Origin of the sequence: Mycobacterium sp., assembly GCF_035506235.1 — a bacterium.
GTDB lineage: Bacteria > Actinomycetota > Actinomycetes > Mycobacteriales > Mycobacteriaceae > Mycobacterium.
This window is the reverse complement of record NZ_DATJPU010000001.1, coordinates 1-21,614: the sequence shown is the minus strand read 5'-3', so window position 1 is coordinate 21,614 and position 21,614 is coordinate 1. Positions and strand designations below refer to the sequence as shown.

Genomic DNA, 21,614 nt, shown 5'->3' with positions numbered 1-21,614 from the left:
ACGCCAATGAGGAGGAGCCATCCATGGCGGACAACGAGAACAAGTCCGGACCTGCCGAAGCAGTCAAGGGCGTCGTCGAGGACGTCAAGGGTAAGGCCAAGGAAGCCGTCGGCGCGGTGACCGGGCGCGACGACCTCACGCGCGAGGGCCAGGCCCAGCAGGACAAGGCCGAGGCCCAGCGCGACGCGGCAAAGAAGGAAGCCGAAGCCGATGCCGCGCGCGGCGGCGCCAAGGCAGCTGAGGAGCGCCAGAAGGCCAACCAGTAGCAGCTTGCCGCAAGGATGGGTCCGGTCCGTGTAAACGGGCCGGGCCCATCGGCGTACCCGGGTCGGAGCATTGACCGCGCGAACGCGGGCATAAACTCTGCATAGTTCCGCTCTGAATGGGGTAATCAGCGCTGCGCTGCAGACATCTCGCCGTGAGGTGCCTACGGGTGGGGGGGCGATGACAAACTCACGAGTTTGGAGATGTCTTTGGACGTTTTGCTCCTTACGGATGACGACGACTTCGAAGCGGCGCTGCCCACCCTGAAGTCGTTCACGGATCGGGTGCGGCGTATTCCCCTCACCGAGGGTGTCGACGGGCATCGCGGGAGTGCCGATGTCGCGATCATCGACGCGCGTACCAACCTCGATGCCGCGCGCAGCGCCTGCCGCCGGTTGACGTCCGACGCACCGTCCATCGCGGTGGTGGCCGTGGTGGCGCCGGCCGACTTCGTCGCGGTGGACGTCGACTGGCACTTCGACGACGTGCTGCTGCCCGCCGCCGGGGCCGACGAGCTGCAGGCACGGCTGCGCCTGGCGATCTCGCGCCGCCGCAGCGCGATAGACGGCACGCTCAAATTCGGTGAGCTCCTGCTGCACCCGGCCAGCTTCACGGGCTCGCTCAAGGGTGCGGACCTCGGCCTGACCCTCACCGAGTTCAAGTTATTGAATTTCCTTGTGCAACATGCCGGCCGGGCGTTCACCCGCACCCGGTTGATGCACGAAGTGTGGGGCTACGACTGCAGCGGACGGGTCCGCACGGTCGATGTTCACGTGCGGCGACTGCGCGCCAAGCTGGGAGCCGAACACGAATCGATGATCGACACCGTCCGGGGTGTGGGGTACATGGCGCCCACGCCGCCGCAACCCGAATGGATCCTCAGCGAATCGACGCTGGCTCCGCTCTGGACGTCGACGACACGGCCCGCCACCGACCCGGTGGCGCAATAACGGGGTCCGTCGGGTTCGAAATACCCTGTCGCGCCGGCCTTTTCGCCCGGAAAGCTCACGCGAAGAGCGGCAGCGCCCGCTTTCGCGCCAGCGCGTCCATGCCTTCCTGAATCGAGACTTCGACTTCGTGGTACTTGCGGTCGACGTAGGCGTCGTCGTCGGCGCGCGCCGGATCGTGGTCGAGCTCGACGGCGGGCATGAACCGGGTCCTGATCTTGGCCGGCAGCGGCAGCTGCGGCAGCGCCGCCGGGGCGATCCCCCAGGGCAGGGAGACAGCCAGCGGGAAGACCTTGAGCCGCAGCACCCGGTCGAGCTTGAGCGCCTTCGACAGGCGCTCGCCGCGGATCAGCACCGGCATCGCGTCGGCGCCACCGACGGTCGCGATCGGCACGATCGGCACGCCGGCGCGGATCGCCATCTTCACGAACCCCTTTCGCCCCGCGAGGTTGGCGCGGTCACGCTCGGTCCACGGCCGCAGCGAGTCCACTTCGCCGCCCGGCCACAGCGCCACGTCGCGCCCCTCCGCCAACGCGGTGGCGATCGCGTCCGGGGCGGCCGGTAGCACGCCCATCGAACGGAAGTAGCGCCCGAAGATCGGGATCGCCATCAACGCGTCGTGCGCCGTGCCGTGCAGCGGGCGGTCCTGGCCGAAGCGCCGCCACCATTGCAGGCCGACGGTCCAGGCGTCCCAGACGAACGGGGCGCCCGAGTGGATGCCCACCAGCAGCGCCGGCGGCGCGGGGATGTTCTCCCAGCCGTCGAGCTCCATGCGGAACCAGTAGTCCACCAGCACATTCCAGAAGAACTTCTGGCGTTGCAGCGTGGCCTCGTCCTGGCCGCTGAGGTCCCACCTGCCCGCGCGCTCGGCGAGCCAGCCGGCGATACCGCCGTCCTGCTTCTTGCGCCGCTCGTCCATCGTCACCCGCGCCCGCTTGGCGTGGAGCTTCGCTTGTGCTCGTATTTCGGCTGGCCTCTGATCGGGGTTACTCATGGCTGTCGGGTACCCGATTCGGTCGCGCGGGATGCCCGCAGACGCAAATCTCCCCGCGCCAATGGGGAGGCGCGGGGAGATGTTTGCAACCCGATCAGGTGTGGGGCGCCGGCGCCGGGGGTTGGCCGGGTGCCGGGCTCACGCTGGGCGCGGGCGCCGAGCCGCCGGGCACGTTCGACGTCCAGATCAGAATGTCCTGCATTCCGTCGTTGTAGACGACGCCATTCGGCGGTGCGCCGGTCACGTCGAAGTACAGGGTGCCGGTCGATTCGCTGCCCTGCGGGATCGGCGCCGGGTTAAGCCCGTTCGGTGCCCCGGCCTTGTCGATCACCCGGTAGTTCTGGCCGTTGGGCCCGCGGGCGATGAAATCCTTGACCATGGGCGTGACGAGTCCACCGTCCGACCTGGCGGTGACGTCCGCCTGGTAGAGCGTTCCCTTGGGGGTGTAGCCGGGAATCGAGGCGTTGCTCGGCTGCAGGTTGCTCACGGTGTAGTTGGTGATCAGGGGCCCGTCGACGAGCTGTTCGCTGGTGCCGAATCCCTGGATGTTGGGCGCAGCGGAAGCGGTTGCTGCTGCGAAAACGCCTGCAGCCGCTATACCGCCGGCAGCAATAGCACTCTTTACAGCGGTTGTGGTGACCTTCATGGTATTCCTTTCGTGTCGAACAATCGCTCCCATGTAGGGCGATAACCACACTTCGTGGGCATAACCGGTACGCCGCGGAGCTAAACCCCGATAAACGCCCAATTTCCAAAACTGCGCCATTACCTGCATTAACGATGCCGGTGTTGTTTTATCCCGCAGCGCCTTTCGTGCCACAGAATTAACATTGGCATCATTGCCATCACAGATCAGAACCGGAGATTAGTTCTCCGCCCGCGGGGTAGCCGCACGATGAACGGCGCTGAAGAGTCTCTTCAGAGCGCGCCCGAGGGGCTGAAGGCGATGAATTGAATGACGATCCGATGTTCCCACCGCCGGTCGTAACCGGCGTGTAATGCGAAAGCGCGAAAGGACCAATCACAAATGAGTTTTGCGGCGCAGCAACAAGAAGTTCCCGGCGTGTAGGCGCAAATGGACCCCGTTCCCGACTGCGGGGAAAACAGCTACCGGGGCTCGGGAAAGCTCACCGGCAAAAAGGCGATCATCACCGGCGGCGACAGCGGCATAGGCCGCGCAGTGGCCATCGCGTTTGCCCGCGAAGGCGCCGACGTGCTCGTCTCCTACCTCAACGAGGACGACGACGCGCGCGATGTCGCCCGCTACGTCCGAAGACGCCGGCCGCACCTGCGTACGGGTCCGCGGCGACCTCTCCGATGCGGCCCACTGCCGCGCCGTGGTTCGGCGGGCGGTCGTGGAATTCGGCGGCGTCGACATCCTGGTCAACAACGCGGCGTTCCAGATGATGCACGAGAGCCTCGATGAGATCAGTGACGAGGAATGGGACTACACGTTTCGGCTCAACATCGGCGCATTTTTCCACCTCGCCAAGGCCCCGTGGGGCACATGAAGCCCGGCTCGTCGATCATCGGCAGCTCTTCGGTCAACTCCGATACGCCCAACCCCACCCTGGCGCCCTACGCGGCGACGAAGGCGGCCATCGCCAACTTCTCGGCCAGCCTCGCTCAGCTTCTGGGCGACAAGGGAATTCGGGTCAACAGCGTGGCCCCGGGTCCGATAGGGACACCGCTCATCCCATCGACCATGCCCCCGGAAAGCGTCGAGTCGTTCGGCGACAACGTCCCGCTGGGGCGCGCCGCCAGCGGCCGAACTGGCCCCCGTTTACGTGCTGCTGGCCTCCGACGACGCCAGCTACATCTCCGGCGCGCGGGTCGCCGTGACAGGTGGCCGGCCAATCCTATAGCGCCCGAAACGGATTCGGTGTCGACGCTCAGGAGCCCCGGTTGTCGCCCAACTCCTCGACGATCGGGCTGTGGGTGGCCGCCTTCTGCGCGCCATCGTTGCCCCGATCATCGGCGATGGTCACCGACACGGCGATCTGACCGACGTTCGTGTACGTCTCCGGCGGAATCGCACGCAACGCGCGGACGGTCTCGTCGTCGATCAGGTCCTGCTTGCTGGCCGGAAAGTCCACGTCGTTGAGGCACTTTCGGGGTTGGATACGGGTTGCAGACGCGACCATGGCTGTCCGGATGCCCAGCGAACGCCGGCCTAAACTCGCTGCCGTCAGCGGCCGCGCATCCGTCGATTCTGCCTCTTGATCGCGTCGACCAGCTCGGACTTGTTCATCGTCGACCTGCCGCGCACATCGAGCCGGCGCGCCACGTCGAGCAGATGCTTCTTGCTGGCGTTGGCGTCGACGCCCTCGGCCGAGCGGCCGCTGTTGCGCGGGCCACCACCCTCGGCCAGCTCGTCCGACGGGCCCTTCTGCTCCTTGGGCTCCCAATGGTCGCCGACCTTTTCGTAACTGTGCTTGAGCGCCGAATAGGCCACCCGGTGGGCGCGCTCCTCGCTGCCGTACTCCTCGGCGGCCGAGTCGTGGGTCTTCGCGAATGTCCGTTGCGCTTTGGCATTGGACCGCCGCAGGGTGCTCGGCAATTCGCTCTTCTTTGCCGCGCCGCCTTTCGTCGTCTTGGGCATCGAACCTCCTCGCTTGTCAGCCCTCGGTGATCTGCTGCGCCCGCGCGTAGGCCAGCTGCAAGAAGTCGGCGCCGGCCAGGGCGGTGAAGGTGCCCGCTACCAAACGGGTCGGCCTGGGCACGAAGATCAACCCGATGACGAAGGCGGTGGCCACCCACATGTCGAGGCAGAAGGGGCACGTCACCAGCTCCCCCAGGCTGTGGCGCAGCGCGCTGCCGTGCCGCGTCTCCTCCATCACCTCGGCCGGACCGCCGGAACCCACATAGCGGGCGAACGGCGCCCGCAGCGGGCTGGTCACGGCATCCTTGGACACCGTGCGCGACAACTTGTGGCTGCCGATGGTGACGGTCAGCAGATCCTGGACACTCCAGCGCTCGGGCAACTTTCGTCCGGTGGCCGCGGCGATGACGCCGGTCAGGGCGACCAGGACGCCGTAGATCGCGAGGACCACCGTGTAGCCCTCCAGCGGTTGGGGGCTGTCGCCGCGGTACGCGTCGGCTTCCCGCCGCGCGCGCTCGGCCACCCCTTCGGTAATTCCGGTTGCATCGCCCATTGGCGCTCCTTCACGTTTGGATCCCCTGTGGGTTACCCCGTTGCGCGCCCGGGAACCACGATCCCGCCGAACCGCACCGGCGAGGGTGCACCTCCCTGCGGCCCGGATATGTCAGGATCACTGACATGGGTCAGGCCGAAGACGCTCCGCTCGGTTTCCTGCTGTACCGGGTGGGAGCCGTTCTGCGTCCGGAGGTTTCCGCGGTGCTGGGGCCGCTGGGCCTGACGCTGCCCGAGTTCGTCTGCCTGCGCATCCTTTCGATGAACCCGGGCATGTCCAGCGCCGAATTGTCCCGGCACACCAACGTCACACCGCAGGCGATGAACACGGTGCTGCGCGGACTGGAAGACGTCGGGGCGGTGGAACGGCCGGCGTCCGTCTCCTCCGGCCGGGCGCTACCGGCCACGCTGACCGGCCAGGGTCGCGCCCTGCTGAAGCGCGCGGAGGCCGAGGTGCGGGTCGCCGATGCGCGGATCCTGGCCAAGCTGACCGACGCGCAGCAGCGCGAGTTCAAACGCATGCTGGAGAAGCTGGGATCCGACTGCTGATCACGCGGCCTGGATGCGGGCCCACGGGCGAGCCTCTTCGATCTCGTAGGCCAGCTCCAGCAGCAGCGATTCCTGCCCCAGGTCGGCCGAGAGCATCATGCCGACCGGCATGCCGCCGGCGGATTGCGCCATGGGCAGCGAGATCGCCGGCTCGCCGGTGACGTTCTGCAGCGGTGTGAACGCCACCCAGTCGATCAGCCGGTCCATCACCTGCCGGTAGTCCGTGGGCGCCAGGTATCCGATCCGCGGGGTCTCGTCCGCCAGCGTCGGCGTGAGCACCGCGTCATAGGTACGGAAGAACTGGGCGGTGCGCCGCCGCAGCCTGCGCAGCCGCATGATCGCCGTCGGCAGGCGGTGGATGTTGCGGCCGCTGTGCCGCTCCAGGCCCAGGGTCAGGCTGTCCAGCCGGGTGCGGTCGAAGGTGTGGCCGAACAGGCGCCGGCCGCCCCGCACCTGCGCGAACGCCAAAAAGCCCCAATACAGCACGAAGTCGTCGACGAAGCTGGCCGGCACCGGGGGCTCGTCGAGGTGTTCGACGCGGTGGCCCAGTTCCTCGAGGAGCCCCGCCGATTTCAGAGCCAGCTCCCGCACCGCGGGGCTGCACTCGCGCTGCACCGAGCGGGTGAGGACGGCGATGCGCAGCCGTTGCCGGCCGGGCCCCGTCACGTCCCCGATCGGGGCCAGCCTGGGGTTGCGCCAACTTCGCTCGGCCTCGCGATAGAACGCCGCGGTGTCCCGCACTGAACGTGTCAGCACGCCGTTGGCCACGATCCCCACGGGCATCCGGCGGTGCGCCGGGTCCAGCGGCAATCGCCCGCGCGACGGCTTGAGCCCGACCAGCCCGTTGCAGGACGCCGGGATGCGGATCGAGCCGCCGCCGTCGTTGGCGTGCGCGATGGGCACCACGCCGGCGGCGACGAACGCACCGGATCCCGACGACGAGGCCCCCGCGGTGTGGTCGGTGTCCCATGGGTTGCGGACCGGCCCCAGCCGCGGGTGCTCGGCGGACGCGCTGAACCCGAACTCCGACAGCTGCGTCTTCCCCAGCGAGGTCAGCCCGGCGCCGAGAAACAGCGTGGTGACGACGCTGTCGGTGGGGGCGTCAAACGGCGCCCACGCGTCGGCGCCGTGCATGCTGGGCTGCCCGGCGACGTCGACGTTGTCCTTGACGAAGGTCGGGACGCCACCGAAAAAGCCGTCCGCGGGGGCCGCGGCGGCGGCGCGCGCCTGGCCGAACGCGGCGTGAGCCAAGCCGTTGAGGGCAGGGTTGACGGCCTCGGTGCGCGCTATGGCCGCCTCGACCAGGTCGGCTCTGCCGACCGACCCGGCCCGGATGGCGTCGGCCAGGCCGACCGCGTCGAGATCACCGAGGGCATCGTCACCGAAAGCGTGCACGCGTCGCATGAACACGACGCTAGCCGCTCGCGCCCGCCGGTTAAGCCTGGCCCACCTCGAAGCGAACGAACCGCGTCAGTGTGACGCCGGCCTCGTCGAGCAGGGCCTTGACGGTCTTCTTGTTGTCGGACACCGCGGGCTGCTCGAGCAGCACCGCGTCCTTGAAGAAGCCGTTCAGCCGGCCCTCGACGATCTTGGGCAGCGCCTGTTCGGGCTTGCCCTCGGCCTTGGCGGTCTCCTCGGCGATGCGGCGTTCGCTGGCCACGACGTCCTCGGGCACGTCGTCGCGGGACAGGTACTTGGCCTTCAGCGCGGCGATCTGCAGCGCGGCCGCGTGCGCCGCGTCCTGGTCGCCACCCTCGAACTCGACCAGCACACCGACGGCCGGCGGCAGGTCGGCCGCACGCTTGTGCAGGTAGGTCTCGACGTTGCCGTCGAAGTACTGCACGCGGCGCAGCTCGAGCTTCTCGCCGATCTTGGCCGACAGGTCCGCGATGGCCTGCTCGACGGTCGTGTCGCCAATCTTGGCGGCCTTCAGGGTGTCGACGTCGGTGGCCTTGGCCGCCAGCGCGGCGTCGACGACCTGATCGGCCAGCGCCTGGAACTCGGCGTTCTTGGCGACGAAGTCGGTCTCCGAGTTGAGCTCGATGAGCGCGCCGCCCTTGGCCGCCACCAGACCTTCGGCGGTGGCCCGCTCCGCGCGCTTGCCGACGTCCTTGGCGCCCTTGATCCGGAGCGCCTCAACGGCCTTGTCGAAGTCGCCGTCGGTTTCGGCCAGCGCGTTCTTGCAGTCGAGCATGCCGGCGCCGGTGAGTTCCCGAAGCCGCTTGACGTCGGCAGCGGTGAAATTCGCCAATGCTCAGCCTTCCTATGAGGGTTCAGTAGTTGGTTCGGTGGCGCCCGCAGCGGCGTCGGTGCCGCCTGCCGTCGCGGTAGCCGAGGCCAGCAGCTCCTGCTCCCATTCGGCGAGCGGCTCGGCGGACTCCGCCTCGGGCTTGCCGTCGCCGCGGCCCAGGCCGGCGCGGGCCTGCAGGCCCTCGGCGACCGCGGAGGCGATCACCTTGGTCAGCAGGGCGGCGGAGCGGATCGCGTCGTCGTTGCCCGGGATCGGGTAGTCGACCTCGTCGGGGTCGCAGTTGGTGTCCAGGATCGCGATGACCGGGATGCCGAGCTTGCGGGCCTCGCCTACGGCGATGTGCTCCTTGTTGGTGTCGACGACCCAGATCGCCGACGGCACCTTGTTCATGTCGCGGATACCGCCGAGGCTGCGCTCCAGCTTGTTCTTCTCGCGGGTCAGACCCAGAATTTCCTTTTTGGTGCGACCTTCGAAGCCGCCGGTCTGCTCCATCGCCTCGAGCTCCTTGAGGCGCTGCAGCCGCTTGTGCACCGTGGAGAAGTTGGTGAGCATGCCGCCCAGCCAGCGCTGGTTGACGTACGGCATGCCGACGCGGGTCGCCTCGGCCGCGACCGACTCCTGCGCCTGCTTCTTGGTCCCGACGAACAGCACCGAGCCACCGTGGGCGACGGTTTCCTTGACGAACTCGTACGCCTTGTCGATGAAGGTCAGCGTCTGCTGCAGGTCGATGATGTAGATGCCGTTGCGGTCGGTGAAGATGAACCGCTTCATTTTGGGATTCCAGCGACGGGTCTGATGCCCGAAGTGGGTGCCGCTGTCAAGCAGCTGCTTCATGGTTACGACAGCCATTGCCGCCATTCCTTTGTTGTCGGTTGTCGCCCGGCATCGGGTGAGGCCGGGCCCTGGCGCCTGCGGAATGCCGCGCCCGTCCTGGATGTCTTGTACGCCCGGGACGGGACCGCACGGCAATCGGTTGGCTGCAAGCGCGCGAAGTCAGCCCGCTAACGAGCTGCGACCAGCAGTTTACACCGACTCAGCAGGTGGTCTTTCCACAGGACCGGTGCGCCTGGTTGGCGCCGGCGTCGGCGCCGCGCTGAACTGAACGAGTGCGGTGGATGGCGCTGATGCTCGCGGCGGCCCTGGTCAGCGCGGTGCCCGCCAGCGCCGACGACGCGCGGCTGGATTGGCCGCTGCGGCCGCCGCCGGCCGTCACCCGCGGGTTCGACGCCCCGTCACCCGACTGGAAGCCCGGGCACCGGGGCGTGGACCTGCCCGGCTCGCCCGGTCAGCCGGTGTATGCCGCCGGCGCCGCGACCGTGGTGTTCGCCGGGCTGTTGGCCGGGCGGCCGGTGGTGTCGCTGGCCCATCCCGGCGGGTTGCGCACCAGCTATGAGCCGGTCCGGGCGCTCGTGCGGGCCGGCCAGGACGTGTCGTCGGACACCGTGATCGGTTCGCTGGTGGCCGGGCACGCCGGCTGCCGGGCCGCGGCGTGCCTGCACTGGGGGGCGATGTGGGGCCCCGCGTCGGGCGCCGACTACGTCGACCCCCTGGGCCTGTTGAAGGCCACGCCGATCCGGCTGAAGCCGCTCAACGAGTGAGCGTTGCCGCCTCCCGGGCGTCGCTAATCACACTCGCCTCAGCTGCCACAGGAATCTCCGTCGGGAGATGGCACCCTATTAGTCCGCCTATCAGCGACACCGGACGCGTCGCTATGAGATGGACGCATCGAGTGCCGCCCGGCCCGGCGACCGCTGTGACCTATGTGGCCTATGTGGCCTATGTGGTCGTGGTGATGGGCGTGGCGCCGGGCGGCCCTCAGGCCCTCGGGTGGGCCTGGTCGTGCACGGCGCGCAACCGGGACACCGCGACGTGGGTGTAGAGCTGGGTGGTCGCCAAACTGGAATGGCCCAGCAGCTCCTGGACAACCCGCAGGTCTGCCCCGCCTTCGAGCAGGTGGGTGGCCGCGCTGTGCCGCAGCCCGTGCGGCCCCATGTCGGGCGCGCCGTCGACCGCGGCGACAGTCTGGTGCACGACGGTGCGCGCCTGGCGCACGTCGAGCCGCCGGCCGCGCGCTCCCAGCAGCAGCGCCGGCCCGGACTCCGCGGTCACCAGGGCGGGCCGCCCGTCGGTCAGCCAGGCGTGCAGCGCGTCGGCGGCCGGCGCCCCGAATGGCGCACTGCGCTGCTTGTTGCCCTTGCCCAGGACGCGCACCAGCCGATGCCGGGGGTCCACGTCGTCGATGTCCAGGCCGCACAACTCGCTCACCCGGATGCCGGTGGCGTACAGCATCTCGACGATCAGCCGGTCACGCAGGGCCAGCGGATCGCCTTGCTCGGCGCCGGATTTGGCGGCCGCCATCGCCCGCAGCGCCTGATCCTGGCGCAGCACCGACGGCAGGGTGCGGTGCGCCTTGGGCACCTGCAGCCGGGCGGCCGGATCCTGCTCGAGCAGGCCGCGCCGCGCCGCCCAGGCGGTGAACGCCTTGATCGCCGAGGTGCGGCGCGCCAGGGTCGTGCGGGCCGTACCGGCACCGGCGGCCGCGGCCAGCCATGCCCGCAGCACCGGCAGGCTCAACGCGTCCAGGCCCCGGCCGTCGAGAAACGCGAACAGCGAGCGCACGTCGCCCAGGTATGCCCGGCGGGTGTGCGGCGAACGGCCGCATTGCAGCGCCAGGTACTCGTCGAACTCGTCGAGGATCGCCTCCACGCCCTCACGTTCGCAGGCGCCGGGGGCTCGGGTCAGGTGACGCGCCGGAGCGTTTCCGGGGTGAGATCTTGGCGCGTGGGATATCCGTCGACGGCCATGATGAGGTCGGCCTCGGCGAGGATTGCGCGCAGCACGTGCACGATGCCGTCGATGCCGCCGAGGGCCAGGCCGTAGGCGTACGGGCGGCCGATCCCCACCGCGGTCGCGCCCAGCGCGAGCGCCTTGATGACGTCGGCGCCGCTGCGGACGCCCGAGTCGAAGAGCACGGGCAGCCCGCCGGCGGCCTCCACCACTCCCGGCAGGCAATCGATCGCCGGCAGGCCGCCGTTGGCTTGCCGGCCGCCGTGGTTGGAGCAGTAGATGCCGTCGACGCCGCCGTCCTTGGCGCGCCGGGCGTCGTCCGGGTGGCAGATCCCCTTCACGAGCAGCGGCAGGTCGGTCAACGAACGCAGCCACGGCAGGTCGTCCCAGGTCAGGGCCGATCCGAAGACCTGCACCCAGCGCAGGACGGCGCCCTGCGGATCCTCCTCCGGCGGGCGTGGCAGGCCGGCGCGGAAGACCGGGTCGCTGGTGTAGTTGGCCAGGCAGTGCCCGCGCAGTTGGGGGAAGTTCGACGTGCTCAGGTCGCGCGGGCGCCAGCCGGTGACCCAGGTGTCGAGGGTGACGACGATGCCCCTGAAGCCGGCCGCCTCCGCTCGGTGCACCAGGCTGGCGGCCAGTTCGCGGTCGTTGGGTGTGTACAGCTGGAAGAAGCCGGGGGTGTCGCCCAGGGCGGCGGCGACCTCCTCCATCGGGTCGGCCGTCAGGGTCGACGCCACCATCGGCACGCCGGTGCGGGCGGCCGCGCGCGCGGTGGCCAGGTCGCCGTGGCCGTCCTGGGCGCAGATCCCGATGACCCCGATGGGCGCCAGGAAGACCGGCGACGGCAGGCTCATGCCGAACAGCTCGACGGACAGGTCGCGTTGGGCGGCGCCGACGAACATGCGCGGGATCAGACCCCATCCCTCGAAGGCCGTGCAGTTGGCCCGCTGCGTGCGCTCGTCGCCGGCTCCGCCCGCGACGTACGACCAGACCGAGGGCGGCAGCGCCGTGGCGGCCTTGGCCTCCAATTCCGCGAAGACCATGGGGAACGACGGCACCACCCCGGCCAGGCCTCGCAGGTAGATCTCGTTCTGGTAGTCCCCGAAATGAGCCATTCGCTTAGGCCCCGGCCTCGGCCTCGGCCAATTCTTTCTTCCACTCCCGGAACGTCTCCTCGGTGCGGCCGCGCCGCCAGTAACCCGAGATCGACGACGCCCATTTCGCGTCCACGCCACGCTCTTTGCGGATGTAGGGCCGCAGGTTGTGCATGACGGTTTGCGCCTCGCCGTGGATGAACACGTGCACCTGCCCGAGCAGCCACGGGGCCGTGGTGACCGCCTCGATCAGCGGCGCGAAATCCCCGGCGCGGTCCTCGGGGACGAGGTCGGCGCGGCCACCGCGGTAGACCCAGCTCACCTCCACGTTCTCCGGCGCGGCCAGCCGGATCTCGTCTTCGGGGCCGGCGACTTCGATGAACGCCTTACCGACGGCGTTGGGGGGCAACGCTTCCAGCGCCGCGGCGATGGCGGGTAGCGCCGACTCGTCGCCGGCCAGCAGGTGCCAATCGGCGGTCGGGTCGGGGGTGTAGGCGCCGCCGGGGCCCATCAGATAGATCGGCTGACCGGGTTGGGCCGCCGCCGCCCACGCGCCCGCGACCCCGTGCTCGCCGTGCACCACGATGTCCACCGTGAGCTCACCGGCCGCGACGTCCACTCTGCGGACCGTCATGGTCCGCACCGAAGGCCTCTTCTCCGGGGGCAGCTCGTTGAAGCTGTCCAGGGTCAACGGCTGCGGCAGCCCGGCCACGTCGACGTCCTCGGCCACGAATGCCAGCTTGACGTAGGAGTCGGTGAATTTGCTCGGCGTGAAGGTGTCGAAGTGGTTGCTGCCGAGCGCCACCCGAACCATGTGCCGGGTGAGTTGTTCGGTGCGAACAACTTCGAAGCCTTGCAGAGGTCGACCTGCCACTTGTCCTCCTGTCCAGACCCGACCCCCCGTCGACTATACGAGCCGCGCCGCTGAACTCCGGGCCTCGGAGTGGCGATCAGCGGCCCGGACGATTCGCCACCGCCCGTCCTGGCGCTGCGCCAACCCGGTCACCTCGAGGATGGCCAGCGGTCCGAGCACCTGCTCGGGCGCCAGCGCCGACGCGATCGCGATCTCGTCGACCGTGGCGGCGCCGCGGCCGGGCAACGCCTCGTACACGCGACGCTCGGCGTCGCCCAGCCCGTCGAGCGCTGTGGTAGGCCGCGATTCTTCGGGTGCCAGCTCACCGATGCGCCCGACAAGCTCGACGACGTCGTCGGCGCGGGTGACCAGCTGCGCTCCGTTGCGCAGCAGCGCATGACAGCCCGCCGACGCCGAGGAGGTCACGGGTCCGGGCACCGCGGCCACCGCCCGGCCCAGCGCCCGCGCCCAGGCGGCGGTGTTCGCCGCGCCGCTGCGCAGGCCCGCCTCCACCACCACCACCGCCCCCGTGACCGCGGCCACCAGGCGGTTGCGGGTCAAAAACCGGTGCCGGGCCGGACGGACACCGGGCGGGTACTCGGTGAACACCAGCCCGCTCTGGCCGATGCGATGCAGCAGCCCGGAATGTCCCGCCGGATAAGGGATGTCGAGCCCGCCGGCCAGGGCGGCCACGGTGATTCCGTCGCAATCCAGCGCCGCGCGGTGCGCCGCGCCGTCGATGCCGTAGGCGCCGCCGGAGACCACCGCGACGTCGCGCTCGACCAGCCCGGCGGCCAAGTCGGCGGCCACCTGCTCGCCGTATGCGGTCGCGGCACGGGTTCCGACCACCGCGGCCGCGCGGTGGGCCACCTCGTCGAGGCGCTCGGGGCCCGCCGCCCACAACACCATCGGCGGCCCGCCGCCGGCCTTGACGCCGGCGCCGCCGAACGCGGCGAAAGCGAGCAGCGGCCACTCGTCGGCGTCGGGCGTGATCAACCGCCCGCCGCGGCGGTCGAGAAACTCCAGGTCCGCCGCGGCGCGGTCCAACTCGCGCCTGGCCTCGGTGTGTCGCGCCACGTCGTGGTCGACCGCCCCGCGCCGAACCCGGTCGGCGGCCTCCACCGGACCCACCCGCCGCACCAGCGCGCCCAGCGCCGCGCACGGCGGTTCGGCCACCCGCGACAGGTAAGCCCACGCCGCCAACACCGGATCGCTCATCGCTGGGCTCCCGGCTGCCGAAAGCTGAGCGCGGCGGCGACTTCATCGAGCCCGGGCGAGACCCGGCCGGCCAGGTCGGCCAGGCTCCACGCGACCCGCAACGTGCGGTCCAGGCCGCGGATGCTGAGCAGCCCGCGGTCCAGCGCCCTCTTCAGCGGCTCCATCGCCGCGTTGCCCGGGCGAAACTTCCGCCGCAGCAGCGTCCCGCTGACTTCGGCGTTGGTGCGGTACCCGTGCGATTTCCAGCGTTCGGCGGCGGCGTCGCGCGCCGCCGCCACCCGCCGGCGCACCTCCGCCGTCGATTCGCCGGCGGTGACCGCGAAGGCCCCGGCGCGCACCGGATGCATCTCGACCCGCAGGTCGACGCGGTCCATCAGGGGCCCGGACAACTTGCCCAGGTAGCGGCGCTTGGCCGCCGCCGCGCAGAGGCAGTCCCGCGGATCGGCCGGCGCGCACGGGCAGGGGTTGGCGGCCAGCACCAGCTGGAAGCGGGCCGGGTAGCAGGCCACCCCGTCGCGGCGGGCGAGGCGAATTTCCCCGTCCTCCAACGGGGTTCGCAGGGCTTCCAGCGCGCTGACGTTGATCTCGGCGCATTCGTCGAGGAACAGCACTCCGCGGTGCGCCCGGCTGACCGCGCCCGGCCGCGCCATGCCCGAGCCCCCGCCGACGAGCGCCGCGACGCTGGAACTGTGGTGCGGTGCCACGAAGGGCGCCCTGGTGATCAGCGGCGTGTCCGCCGAGAGCAGCCCGGCCACCGAGTGGATCGCGGTGACCTCGAGGGACTCGCTTTCGGAGAGCGGCGGCAGCAATCCCGGAAGCCGTTGCGCCAGCATCGTTTTGCCGACCCCGGGCGGGCCGGTCAGCATGAGGTGATGGGCCCCGGCGGCGGCGACCTCCACCGCGAACCGCGCCTGCGCCTGCCCGACCACGTCGGCCAGATCCGCCGCCGGCTCGGGGTCGGTGGCCGCCGCGCCGATCCTGTCGTGGAGGCCGCCGCCGCCGGCGAGCCAGCCCCGCAGCTGCCGCAGGGTGCGCACGCCCCAGACGTCGATCCCGTCGACCAGGCAGGCCTCGGCCAGGTTGTCCACCGGGACCACGACGGTCGGCCAGCCGTCGCGTTTGGCGGCCAGCACGGCCGGCAGCACCCCGCGCACCGCCCGCACCCGGCCGTCCAGCGACAGCTCGCCCAGCAGCACCGTCTTCTCCAGCCGCTCCCACGGGTGCTTGCGCTGCGCCGAAAGCACGGCGGCGGCCAACGCGATGTCGTAGACCGATCCCATCTTCGGCAGTGTCGCGGGCGACAGCGCGAGCGTGAGCCGGGCCTGGGGCCAGCTGTTGCCGCAGTTGGTCACGGCCGCCCGAACCCGGTCCCGCGACTCCTGCAGGGCGGCATCGGGCAGCCCGACCAGGTGCACGCTGGGCAGCCCGGAGGTGATGTCGGCCTCGATCTCCACGATCGCCCCGTCGAGCCCGCGCACCGCGACCGAGAACGCCCGCCCCAGCGCCATCAGCCGACCCCGCGCAGGTGGGTGAGTTCCGGGGTGCGGCGGCGGCCGATCCGCACACCGATCACGTCGATGCGCAGCGCCGCCCACCGCGCGTCCTGGCCGGCCAGCCAGAGCCCGGCCAGCCGGCGCAACCGCCAGACCTTCCGCGGGGTCACCGCGTGCGCCAGCCCCCCGTAGCCGTCCCCGGTGCGGGTCTTCACCTCGACGAAAACGACGGTGCCGGTGGCCTCGTCGGCGGCGATCACGTCCAGCTCGCCGTAGCGGCAACGCCAGTTGCGGCCCAGGATCCGCAACCCCGTCCGGGTCAGGTGATCGACGGCGAGGGCCTCGCCCATCGCGCCCAGCTGGGCCCGGGTCATCGTGTTGTGGGTCGTCATGGGCGCCACCGTGCCCGGCGACCCCGACAGGGCGGGCCGCCGCAGCCTCCGCCGCCGCCGTACCGGCCCGGTTATCCCCAGTCGGGCCCCCATCCACAGCCGGTTACGTGATGCGGTCGGGTCTGGTGTAGACGTTCATCGAGTCCTCCCTCAGGAAGGCCACCAGCGTCAGGCCGGAGTCGTCGGCCAGCGAGACGGCCAGCGACGACGGCGCCGACACCGCGGCCAGCACGGGAATGCCTGCCATCACTGCCTTTTGCGTCAGCTCGAACGATGCCCGCCCGCTCACCAACAGCACCGAGGCCCGCAGCGGTAGCCGCCGGTGTTCGGCCGCCCAGCCGATGACCTTGTCGACCGCGTTGTGCCTGCCGATGTCCTCGCGCACCACCAGCATCGTGCCGTCGACGCCGAAGAGGGCGGCGGCGTGCAGCCCACCGGTGCTGTCGAAAACCTTTTGCGCGGAACGGAGTTGGTCGGGCATCGCCTGGAGCGTGGCCGCGGCGACGCTCGCCGGGTCCGCGCCGGGGGGGAACCGGCCCGTGAGCCGCACCGCCTCCAGCGACGCCTTGCCGCACACCCCGCACGACGAGGTGGTGAAGAAGTTGCGGGTCACGCCCGGACCGGGCGGCGGGACCCCGGGTGCCAGGGTCACGTCCACCACGTTGTAGGTGTTGGCCCCGTCCTCGCCGCGGCCGCCGCAGTAGCGGATGGCGAGCACGTCGTCGCGGCCACCGATCACCCCCTCGGTGAGCAGGAAGCCTTGCGCCAGTTCGAAATCCGAGCCGGGGGTGCGCATGGTCACCGCGACCGGCCCGCCGTTGACGCGGATCTCCAACGGCTCCTCGACGGCCAGGGTTTCCGGCCGGGTGACCGCCCGGTCCGCGGTGAGATGACGCGCGCGTCGACGCGCCGTTACGCGGCTCACCGGCGCCCGAACCTCATGCAGTCAAACTACATTGGCCGGCGTCACACCGCCCCGGCCAGCGCCGAGAGCGTCTCCTGCGCCGAGTGGACCGGCCGCCAGCCGAGCTGGGTCCTCGCCTTGGTGGTGTCCATCACCACCGACGTCCGCGCGACGTGCAGCCATTCCAGCATCGACGGGACGAACGGCACCCGCGAAATCGCCGCCGACGCCGCCGAGGCAGCGACGGCCGGAACCCGTACGGGCCGGCCGCCCAGCGCCCTGGCCACCTCGGAAACCGTCACCACGCCGTCACCGGCGATGTTGTAGGCCCCCGGCGGGGCCGGGGCGGTCGCCGCCAACGCGATCGCCTCGGCGGCGTCGTCGTGGTGGACCAGCTGCAGCGGAAAACCGGGATCGGGCACGACCGGCTTCAGCACCGGCGCCACCTTGGAAATGGCGCGCACCGGGCCAGGCAGCTGGTTCCACGGCATCGCGTCGGCCAACGCGGTCGCCTTGGGCCCGGCGACGATGCACGGCCGCAGCACGAACACCTCGAGCGACGAACCCTCGGTGGTTTCCGCCAGTAGTGCCTCGCACGCCGCCTTCTGCGCCGAGTAGTAGTGCTCGGCGGATCCCCGCGTCGGGAGGTCCTCGGTGAGGGGAACCGGGTTGTCGGAGTGGTAGCCGTACGCCGCCACCGACGACGTGTAGACCAGCCGCCGCGGGCGCTGGGCGGCGGCCCCTGCAGCCACCGCCTCGAACACGTTTCGGGTGCCCTGCAGGTTGATGCGTGAGCTCTCCTCGCGCGAGCCCATGATGATGAACGCCAGGTGGACCACCACGTCGGCCTGCGCCACCAGGGCGTCGACGGCCTCGCGATCAAGGATGTCGCCCCGCTGGTAGACGGTCTTCACCCACCCGCACGAAACCGGGTCGAACGGCCGTCGCGCCATCCCGATGATGGTGTCCACCGCGGGCTCGCGCTCGAGCGCCGTCACCGCGGAGATGCCGACCTCTCCGGTCGGCCCGGTCACCGCCACGGTCAGGCCCATTTGAGATGAGCTTCCCTCCCCCACTGCTTCGAAACCACAAGTGACCAAACTCGCAAAGTCGATACTCTCGACAAGGGAGCGTGAGCAGCTACGCCACCTACTGCCTGGCAACTGGCCATACAGCGTGTGGGGCCGGTTTTGGCGACCGATAATCTACGGCGATTGCAGGCCGAACACCGGCACCGCAGGAATGAGGACACGACGTGGCAGACGACGCGAATGCCGTCGCGGGCGGTCCGACACCGGGCGGGGAGAAGGCCGACCCGGCGACCGTCTTCGCCGCCCTCGCCGAGATCATCTACCAGGGCTCGGACGCCAAACAGATGTACGCGGCGATCTGCATCGCCGCGACCCTGACCGTCCGCGGCTGTGACCACGCCAGCCTGATGGTGCGCGAGGGCGACCGCTACGTCACGGTCGGCGCGAGCGACCGCCTCGCACACCAGATCGACGAGCTGGAGCGGCGCGCCGGCGACGGCCCCTGCATCGACGCCATCGAGGAGGAGACGCCGCAGATCGACGCGGATCTGACCACGCCGTCGCTGTGGCCGAAGCTGGCCGCCGTCCTGGTGGGCGAGACACCGGTGCGCGGGGCCATGGGCTTCCGGCTTTTGGTCGACAGGCGCAAGGGGGCCGCGCTGAACCTGTTCAGCGACACACCCAACATGTTCGACGCCGAGTCCGCCGGCCGCGCGGCGGTGCTGGCGGCGTTCGCCAGCGTGGCCATCAACGCGGTCGCCAAGGGCGAGGACGCCTCGAGCCTGCGGCGCGGGCTGCTGAGCAACCGCGAGATCGGCAAGGCGGTCGGCATGTTGATGCTGCTCCACGACATGGCCGAGGACCAGGCGTTCGACCTGCTGCGGCGTCACTCCCAGGCGCTGAACATCAAGCTGGCCGACGTGGCGCGGGCCGTCATCGACAATCGGGGCCAACTGCCGGCCGACGGCGAAAAGCAGCTCCCGCCGACCACCTGACGCCCGTTACTCCGGCAGCCGCAACTCGGGCTTTTCGACCTCTTCGATGTTGACGTCCTTGAAGGTGACCACCCGCACCTGCTTGACGAACCGGGCCGGCCGGTACATGTCCCACACCCAGGCGTCTGACAATCGCAGCTCGAAGTACACCTCGCCGTCGGCGTTCCGCGGCATCATCTCCACGCTGTTAGCCAGATAGAAGCGCCGCTCGGTTTCCACGACGTAGCTGAACTGGCCGACGATGTCCTTGTATTCGCGGTACAGCGAGAGCTCCATCTCGGTTTCGTACTTTTCGAGATCTTCCGCACTCATGTGCCACTCATCTGCTCAGACGCCTCCGTCGCCACGTGGGAACCTGGTCCCATCTTTCCTCACCGGTATCCGTCACGCTCGGCCGGAGGGTCCGGTTTGCACTCGGCCACTATCCGGGCCCCCGATCCGGTTGCCACGCGCCGGACATTGATGAACGAATAGCGGTGCTCAACGCAGGGCCCCAGCTCGGTCAGCGCCGTCGAGTGCGCCGGCGTGCTGTAGCCCTTGTGATCGGCGAACCCGTAGCCGGGGTGGTCGGCGTCCATGGCGACCATCAGCCGGTCGCGGCTGACCTTCGCCAAGACGCTGGCCGCGGCGATGCAGGCGGCCGCGGCGTCCCCGCCGATCACCGGCAGCGACGGCATCGGCAGGCCCGGCACCCGGAAGCCGTCGCTGAGCACATAACCCGGACGAACGGACAGGCCGGCCACCGCGCGCCGCATGCCCTCGATATTGGCCACATGCACGCCGCGCCGGTCGACCTCTTCCGACGGGATGAACACCACGTGATAGGCCAAGGCGTAGCGGCGGATCAGGGGGAACAGCTTCTCCCGCACCTTTTCGGTGAGCTTCTTCGAATCGTCAAGGGCGGCAAGGCTTTCCAAGCGCCCCGGCCCGAGCACGCAGGCCGCCACCACCAGCGGGCCCGCGCAGGCGCCGCGGCCCACCTCGTCGACCCCGGCCACCGGCCCCAGGCCGCTGCGATACAGCGCGGACTCCAGGGTGCGCAAACCCCCGGACTTGCGGATCACCGTCCGCGGCGGCCAAGTGGTGGCCATCGCTACCGGCTCTGCTGGGGATTCACCGATCCGACTCCGCCCCACCGCGACGGCGGCCACACGATGAATCTGGCCTTGCCGATGACGTTGGACACCGGCACGGTTCCCGAATCGGGGTCACCGGTGCACAGGATGCCCTTGAGGGCCTCGGCCGGGACGCTCGTGCAGTGGGCCCGCGAGTCCGCCGAGTGCGTCCGGTTGTCGCCCATCACCCACAGCCGGCCCGCCGGGACGGCGACCGGCCCGAACTCGCTGCCCAGGCACGGGTACTTCGCCGGGTCGGCCATCATGGTGTTCGGATCCAGGTACGGCTCCTTGAGCGGCTTGCCGTCGACCGCCAACCCGGTGTCGGCCCGGCACTGCACGGTCTGGCCCCCGACCGCGATGACGCGCTTGACCAGGTCGTTTTCGTCGGGAGGCACGAAACCGATGAACGACAGCGCGTCCTGCACCCAGCGCAGCGCGGTGTTGTTCGAGCGGATCGACTTGTATCCGGCGTTCCACGGCGGCGGCCCCTTGAAGACGATCACATCGCCGGGCCGCGGTTGACCGAACCGGTAGGTGAGCTTGTCGACCATGATCCGGTCGCCGACACACCCGGTGCATCCGTGCAGCGTGGGCTCCATGGATTCCGACGGAATCAGGTACGGGCGGGCGATGAACGTCAGCATGACGTAATAGAGCACCACGGCGATCAGCGCGAGGATCGCGAGTTCGCGCAGCGTGGACTTCTTCTTGGGCTCCGGCTCGACCGCGTCGGGCAGGGGCCCCCCCTCGGCGCGAACGTCGGCCTCGCGGGTGGAGACCTTCGGCTCCGGCTGGCCGGCGTCGGACGAGGGCTCAGATGGGTCCGGCTTGTCGGTCACGGGATCAGCGTAGCCAGCATGGTTGGTGGCCTGGTGAACCGTGTCCGATCAGCGCTTTTCCTTGATCTTGGCCTTCTTGCCGCGGAGTTCACGCAGGTAGTACAGCTTCGCGCGGCGGACGTCGCCACGGGTCACCACCTCGATATGGTCAATGTTCGGCGAGTGCACCGGGAAGGTCCGCTCGACGCCGACGCCGTAGCTCTCCTTGCGCACGGTGAACGTCTCCCGGATGCCTCCACCCTGTCGGCGGATCACCACGCCCTTGAACACCTGGATACGCTCCTTGGCGCCCTCGATGACCTTGACGTGCACGTTGATGGTGTCGCCCGGGCTAAAGGCCGGGATGTCGTCGCGCAGCGACGCTTGGTCGACGAAGTCCAGCCTGTTCATCGTACGAAGACACTTCCTTGCGGTCGCGGCTTGCGACGGCTGCCCACGCGCGCGCGTGGGGCGGTCATCAAGCCGATGGGTTTCGTGCTTTTGGTGCGTATCTCGCAGCGGCCGGTAAGCGGCCCGGCCCGCTGACGGGTTCGAGACAACTGAACAATTGTGCCAGACGGCCCGCGTGCATTGAAAATCACATGTAAACGTCGCGGTTCATAGCCCGCCGGAGACGCTGGCGAGTGGTACATATGACTCGGGTCAAAATGCGCTGGTCGAACCGAACCACGGCGCCGGGGCAGCTGGCGATGCGGCCCGGCCCACGTGCACCTTTACGCCGAGGAGACCGA

23 protein-coding genes and 3 pseudogenes are annotated in these 21,614 nt (G+C 69.9%); 6 read left to right on the top strand and 20 right to left on the bottom strand.

The genetic code is table 11. The features are described from left to right. The first annotated feature begins 23 nt into the window (after positions 1-23). Both mbp1 and VMD50_RS00125 read left to right on the top strand, forming a co-directional pair. The gene (gene mbp1 / locus VMD50_RS00130; protein ID WP_325423635.1) at positions 24-266 is read left to right on the top strand and encodes a microaggregate-binding protein 1; all 243 of its coding nucleotides are present in this window, start codon (positions 24-26) and stop codon (positions 264-266) included. Between the two features lie 201 nt (positions 267-467). Continuing rightward, on the top strand, positions 468-1,214 hold the full coding sequence (locus tag VMD50_RS00125) for a winged helix-turn-helix domain-containing protein (protein ID WP_325423633.1): 747 nt from the start codon (positions 468-470) through the stop codon (positions 1,212-1,214). 55 nt (positions 1,215-1,269) lie between these two features. Here the strand turns inward: VMD50_RS00125 and VMD50_RS00120 are convergent, their stop codons facing one another. Then, on the bottom strand, positions 1,270-2,205 hold the full coding sequence (locus VMD50_RS00120; RefSeq protein ID WP_325423631.1) for a lysophospholipid acyltransferase family protein: 936 nt from the start codon (positions 2,203-2,205) through the stop codon (positions 1,270-1,272). A 94-nt stretch (positions 2,206-2,299) separates the two neighbouring features. After that, on the bottom strand, positions 2,300-2,851 hold the full coding sequence (locus VMD50_RS00115; protein WP_325423629.1) for an MPT63 family protein: 552 nt from the start codon (positions 2,849-2,851) through the stop codon (positions 2,300-2,302). 429 nt (positions 2,852-3,280) lie between these two features. Between VMD50_RS00115 and VMD50_RS00110 the strand changes: the two are divergent. Next, positions 3,281-4,070, top strand: a pseudogene (locus VMD50_RS00110) (SDR family oxidoreductase). A gap of 27 nt (positions 4,071-4,097) precedes the next feature. On the opposite strand, the gene VMD50_RS00105 reads toward VMD50_RS00110, so the two are convergent. The 3 genes from VMD50_RS00105 to VMD50_RS00095 are packed head-to-tail and all read right to left on the bottom strand — an operon-like array spanning position 4,098 to position 5,360. Beyond that, on the bottom strand, positions 4,098-4,349 hold the full coding sequence (locus tag VMD50_RS00105) for a DUF2795 domain-containing protein (RefSeq protein ID WP_325423627.1): 252 nt from the start codon (positions 4,347-4,349) through the stop codon (positions 4,098-4,100). Between the two features lie 44 nt (positions 4,350-4,393). After that, positions 4,394-4,807, bottom strand: coding sequence for a ChaB family protein (locus VMD50_RS00100; RefSeq protein ID WP_325423625.1), 414 nt, complete (start codon positions 4,805-4,807; stop codon positions 4,394-4,396). A 16-nt stretch (positions 4,808-4,823) separates the two neighbouring features. Then, complete coding sequence (locus VMD50_RS00095) at positions 4,824-5,360, bottom strand: DUF1360 domain-containing protein (protein ID WP_325423623.1); 537 nt, start codon at positions 5,358-5,360, stop codon at positions 4,824-4,826. A 125-nt stretch (positions 5,361-5,485) separates the two neighbouring features. Here VMD50_RS00095 and VMD50_RS00090 point away from each other — a divergent pair, with 125 nt between their 5' ends. Further along, positions 5,486-5,908, top strand: a complete 423-nt coding sequence (locus tag VMD50_RS00090; RefSeq protein WP_325423622.1) for a MarR family winged helix-turn-helix transcriptional regulator — start codon at positions 5,486-5,488, stop codon at positions 5,906-5,908. Here the strand turns inward: VMD50_RS00090 and VMD50_RS00085 are convergent, their stop codons facing one another. From VMD50_RS00085 to rpsB, 3 genes are read right to left on the bottom strand one after another with little or no spacing between them, the layout of a single operon-like run. After that, on the bottom strand, positions 5,909-7,312 hold the full coding sequence (locus VMD50_RS00085) for an amidase (RefSeq protein ID WP_325423620.1): 1,404 nt from the start codon (positions 7,310-7,312) through the stop codon (positions 5,909-5,911). Between the two features lie 31 nt (positions 7,313-7,343). Further along, positions 7,344-8,159 carry a translation elongation factor Ts gene (gene tsf / locus VMD50_RS00080; protein ID WP_325423618.1) on the bottom strand — a complete coding sequence of 272 codons (816 nt, stop codon included), beginning with the start codon at positions 8,157-8,159 and terminating at the stop codon, positions 7,344-7,346. Between the two features lie 12 nt (positions 8,160-8,171). Beyond that, positions 8,172-9,008, bottom strand: a complete 837-nt coding sequence (gene rpsB / locus VMD50_RS00075; protein WP_325423616.1) for a 30S ribosomal protein S2 — start codon at positions 9,006-9,008, stop codon at positions 8,172-8,174. 296 nt (positions 9,009-9,304) lie between these two features. On the opposite strand from rpsB, the pseudogene VMD50_RS00070 reads away from it, so the two are divergent. Further along, positions 9,305-9,751 (top strand): annotated as a pseudogene (locus VMD50_RS00070) (M23 family metallopeptidase); the annotation flags it as partial. Between the two features lie 223 nt (positions 9,752-9,974). On the opposite strand, the gene VMD50_RS00065 reads toward VMD50_RS00070, so the two are convergent. From VMD50_RS00065 to VMD50_RS00030, 8 genes are all read right to left on the bottom strand, one after another. Continuing rightward, the gene (locus tag VMD50_RS00065; RefSeq protein ID WP_325423614.1) at positions 9,975-10,865 is read right to left on the bottom strand and encodes a tyrosine recombinase XerC; all 891 of its coding nucleotides are present in this window, start codon (positions 10,863-10,865) and stop codon (positions 9,975-9,977) included. A gap of 32 nt (positions 10,866-10,897) precedes the next feature. Continuing rightward, positions 10,898-12,061, bottom strand: coding sequence for an alpha-hydroxy-acid oxidizing protein (locus tag VMD50_RS00060; protein WP_325423612.1), 1,164 nt, complete (start codon positions 12,059-12,061; stop codon positions 10,898-10,900). 4 nt (positions 12,062-12,065) lie between these two features. After that, positions 12,066-12,914 carry a siderophore-interacting protein gene (locus VMD50_RS00055; RefSeq protein WP_325423610.1) on the bottom strand — a complete coding sequence of 283 codons (849 nt, stop codon included), beginning with the start codon at positions 12,912-12,914 and terminating at the stop codon, positions 12,066-12,068. A 33-nt stretch (positions 12,915-12,947) separates the two neighbouring features. Continuing rightward, a complete protein-coding gene (gene dprA, locus VMD50_RS00050; protein ID WP_325423608.1) occupies positions 12,948-14,111 on the bottom strand; it encodes a DNA-processing protein DprA in 1,164 nt (387 codons plus the stop codon). Then, positions 14,108-15,619: a YifB family Mg chelatase-like AAA ATPase gene (locus tag VMD50_RS00045; protein ID WP_325423606.1), complete on the bottom strand. Its 1,512-nt coding sequence runs from the start codon at positions 15,617-15,619 to the stop codon at positions 14,108-14,110. The genes dprA and VMD50_RS00045 overlap by 4 nt, the downstream gene beginning before the upstream one ends. Continuing rightward, positions 15,619-15,996 (bottom strand): YraN family protein, encoded by a 378-nt coding sequence (locus VMD50_RS00040; protein ID WP_325423604.1) that lies wholly within the window; start codon positions 15,994-15,996, stop codon positions 15,619-15,621. The genes VMD50_RS00045 and VMD50_RS00040 overlap by 1 nt, the downstream gene beginning before the upstream one ends. A gap of 103 nt (positions 15,997-16,099) precedes the next feature. Next, positions 16,100-16,921, bottom strand: a complete 822-nt coding sequence (gene fdhD, locus VMD50_RS00035; protein ID WP_325423602.1) for a formate dehydrogenase accessory sulfurtransferase FdhD — start codon at positions 16,919-16,921, stop codon at positions 16,100-16,102. A 41-nt stretch (positions 16,922-16,962) separates the two neighbouring features. Continuing rightward, entirely contained in the window at positions 16,963-17,952 is a 990-nt protein-coding gene (locus VMD50_RS00030) for an NAD-dependent epimerase/dehydratase family protein (protein ID WP_325423600.1), read from the bottom strand. Between the two features lie 203 nt (positions 17,953-18,155). Between VMD50_RS00030 and VMD50_RS00025 the strand changes: the two genes are divergently transcribed. Continuing rightward, entirely contained in the window at positions 18,156-18,926 is a 771-nt protein-coding gene (locus VMD50_RS00025; RefSeq protein WP_325423598.1) for a GAF and ANTAR domain-containing protein, read from the top strand. A gap of 6 nt (positions 18,927-18,932) precedes the next feature. Here the strand turns inward: VMD50_RS00025 and VMD50_RS00020 are convergent, their stop codons facing one another. The 4 genes and pseudogenes from VMD50_RS00020 to rplS form a co-directional block, all read right to left on the bottom strand. Next, positions 18,933-19,238, bottom strand: a complete 306-nt coding sequence (locus VMD50_RS00020) for a DUF2469 domain-containing protein (protein WP_076122808.1) — start codon at positions 19,236-19,238, stop codon at positions 18,933-18,935. Then, a pseudogene (locus tag VMD50_RS00015) lies at positions 19,235-20,017 on the bottom strand (ribonuclease HII). Before VMD50_RS00015 ends, VMD50_RS00020 begins: the two are co-directional and overlap by 4 nt. Positions 20,018-20,019: 2 nt before the next feature. Next, positions 20,020-20,883: a signal peptidase I gene (gene lepB / locus VMD50_RS00010; RefSeq protein ID WP_325423593.1), complete on the bottom strand. Its 864-nt coding sequence runs from the start codon at positions 20,881-20,883 to the stop codon at positions 20,020-20,022. Between the two features lie 48 nt (positions 20,884-20,931). Next, positions 20,932-21,273, bottom strand: coding sequence for a 50S ribosomal protein L19 (gene rplS, locus VMD50_RS00005; RefSeq protein ID WP_012393605.1), 342 nt, complete (start codon positions 21,271-21,273; stop codon positions 20,932-20,934). Positions 21,274-21,614: the final 341 nt, after the last annotated feature.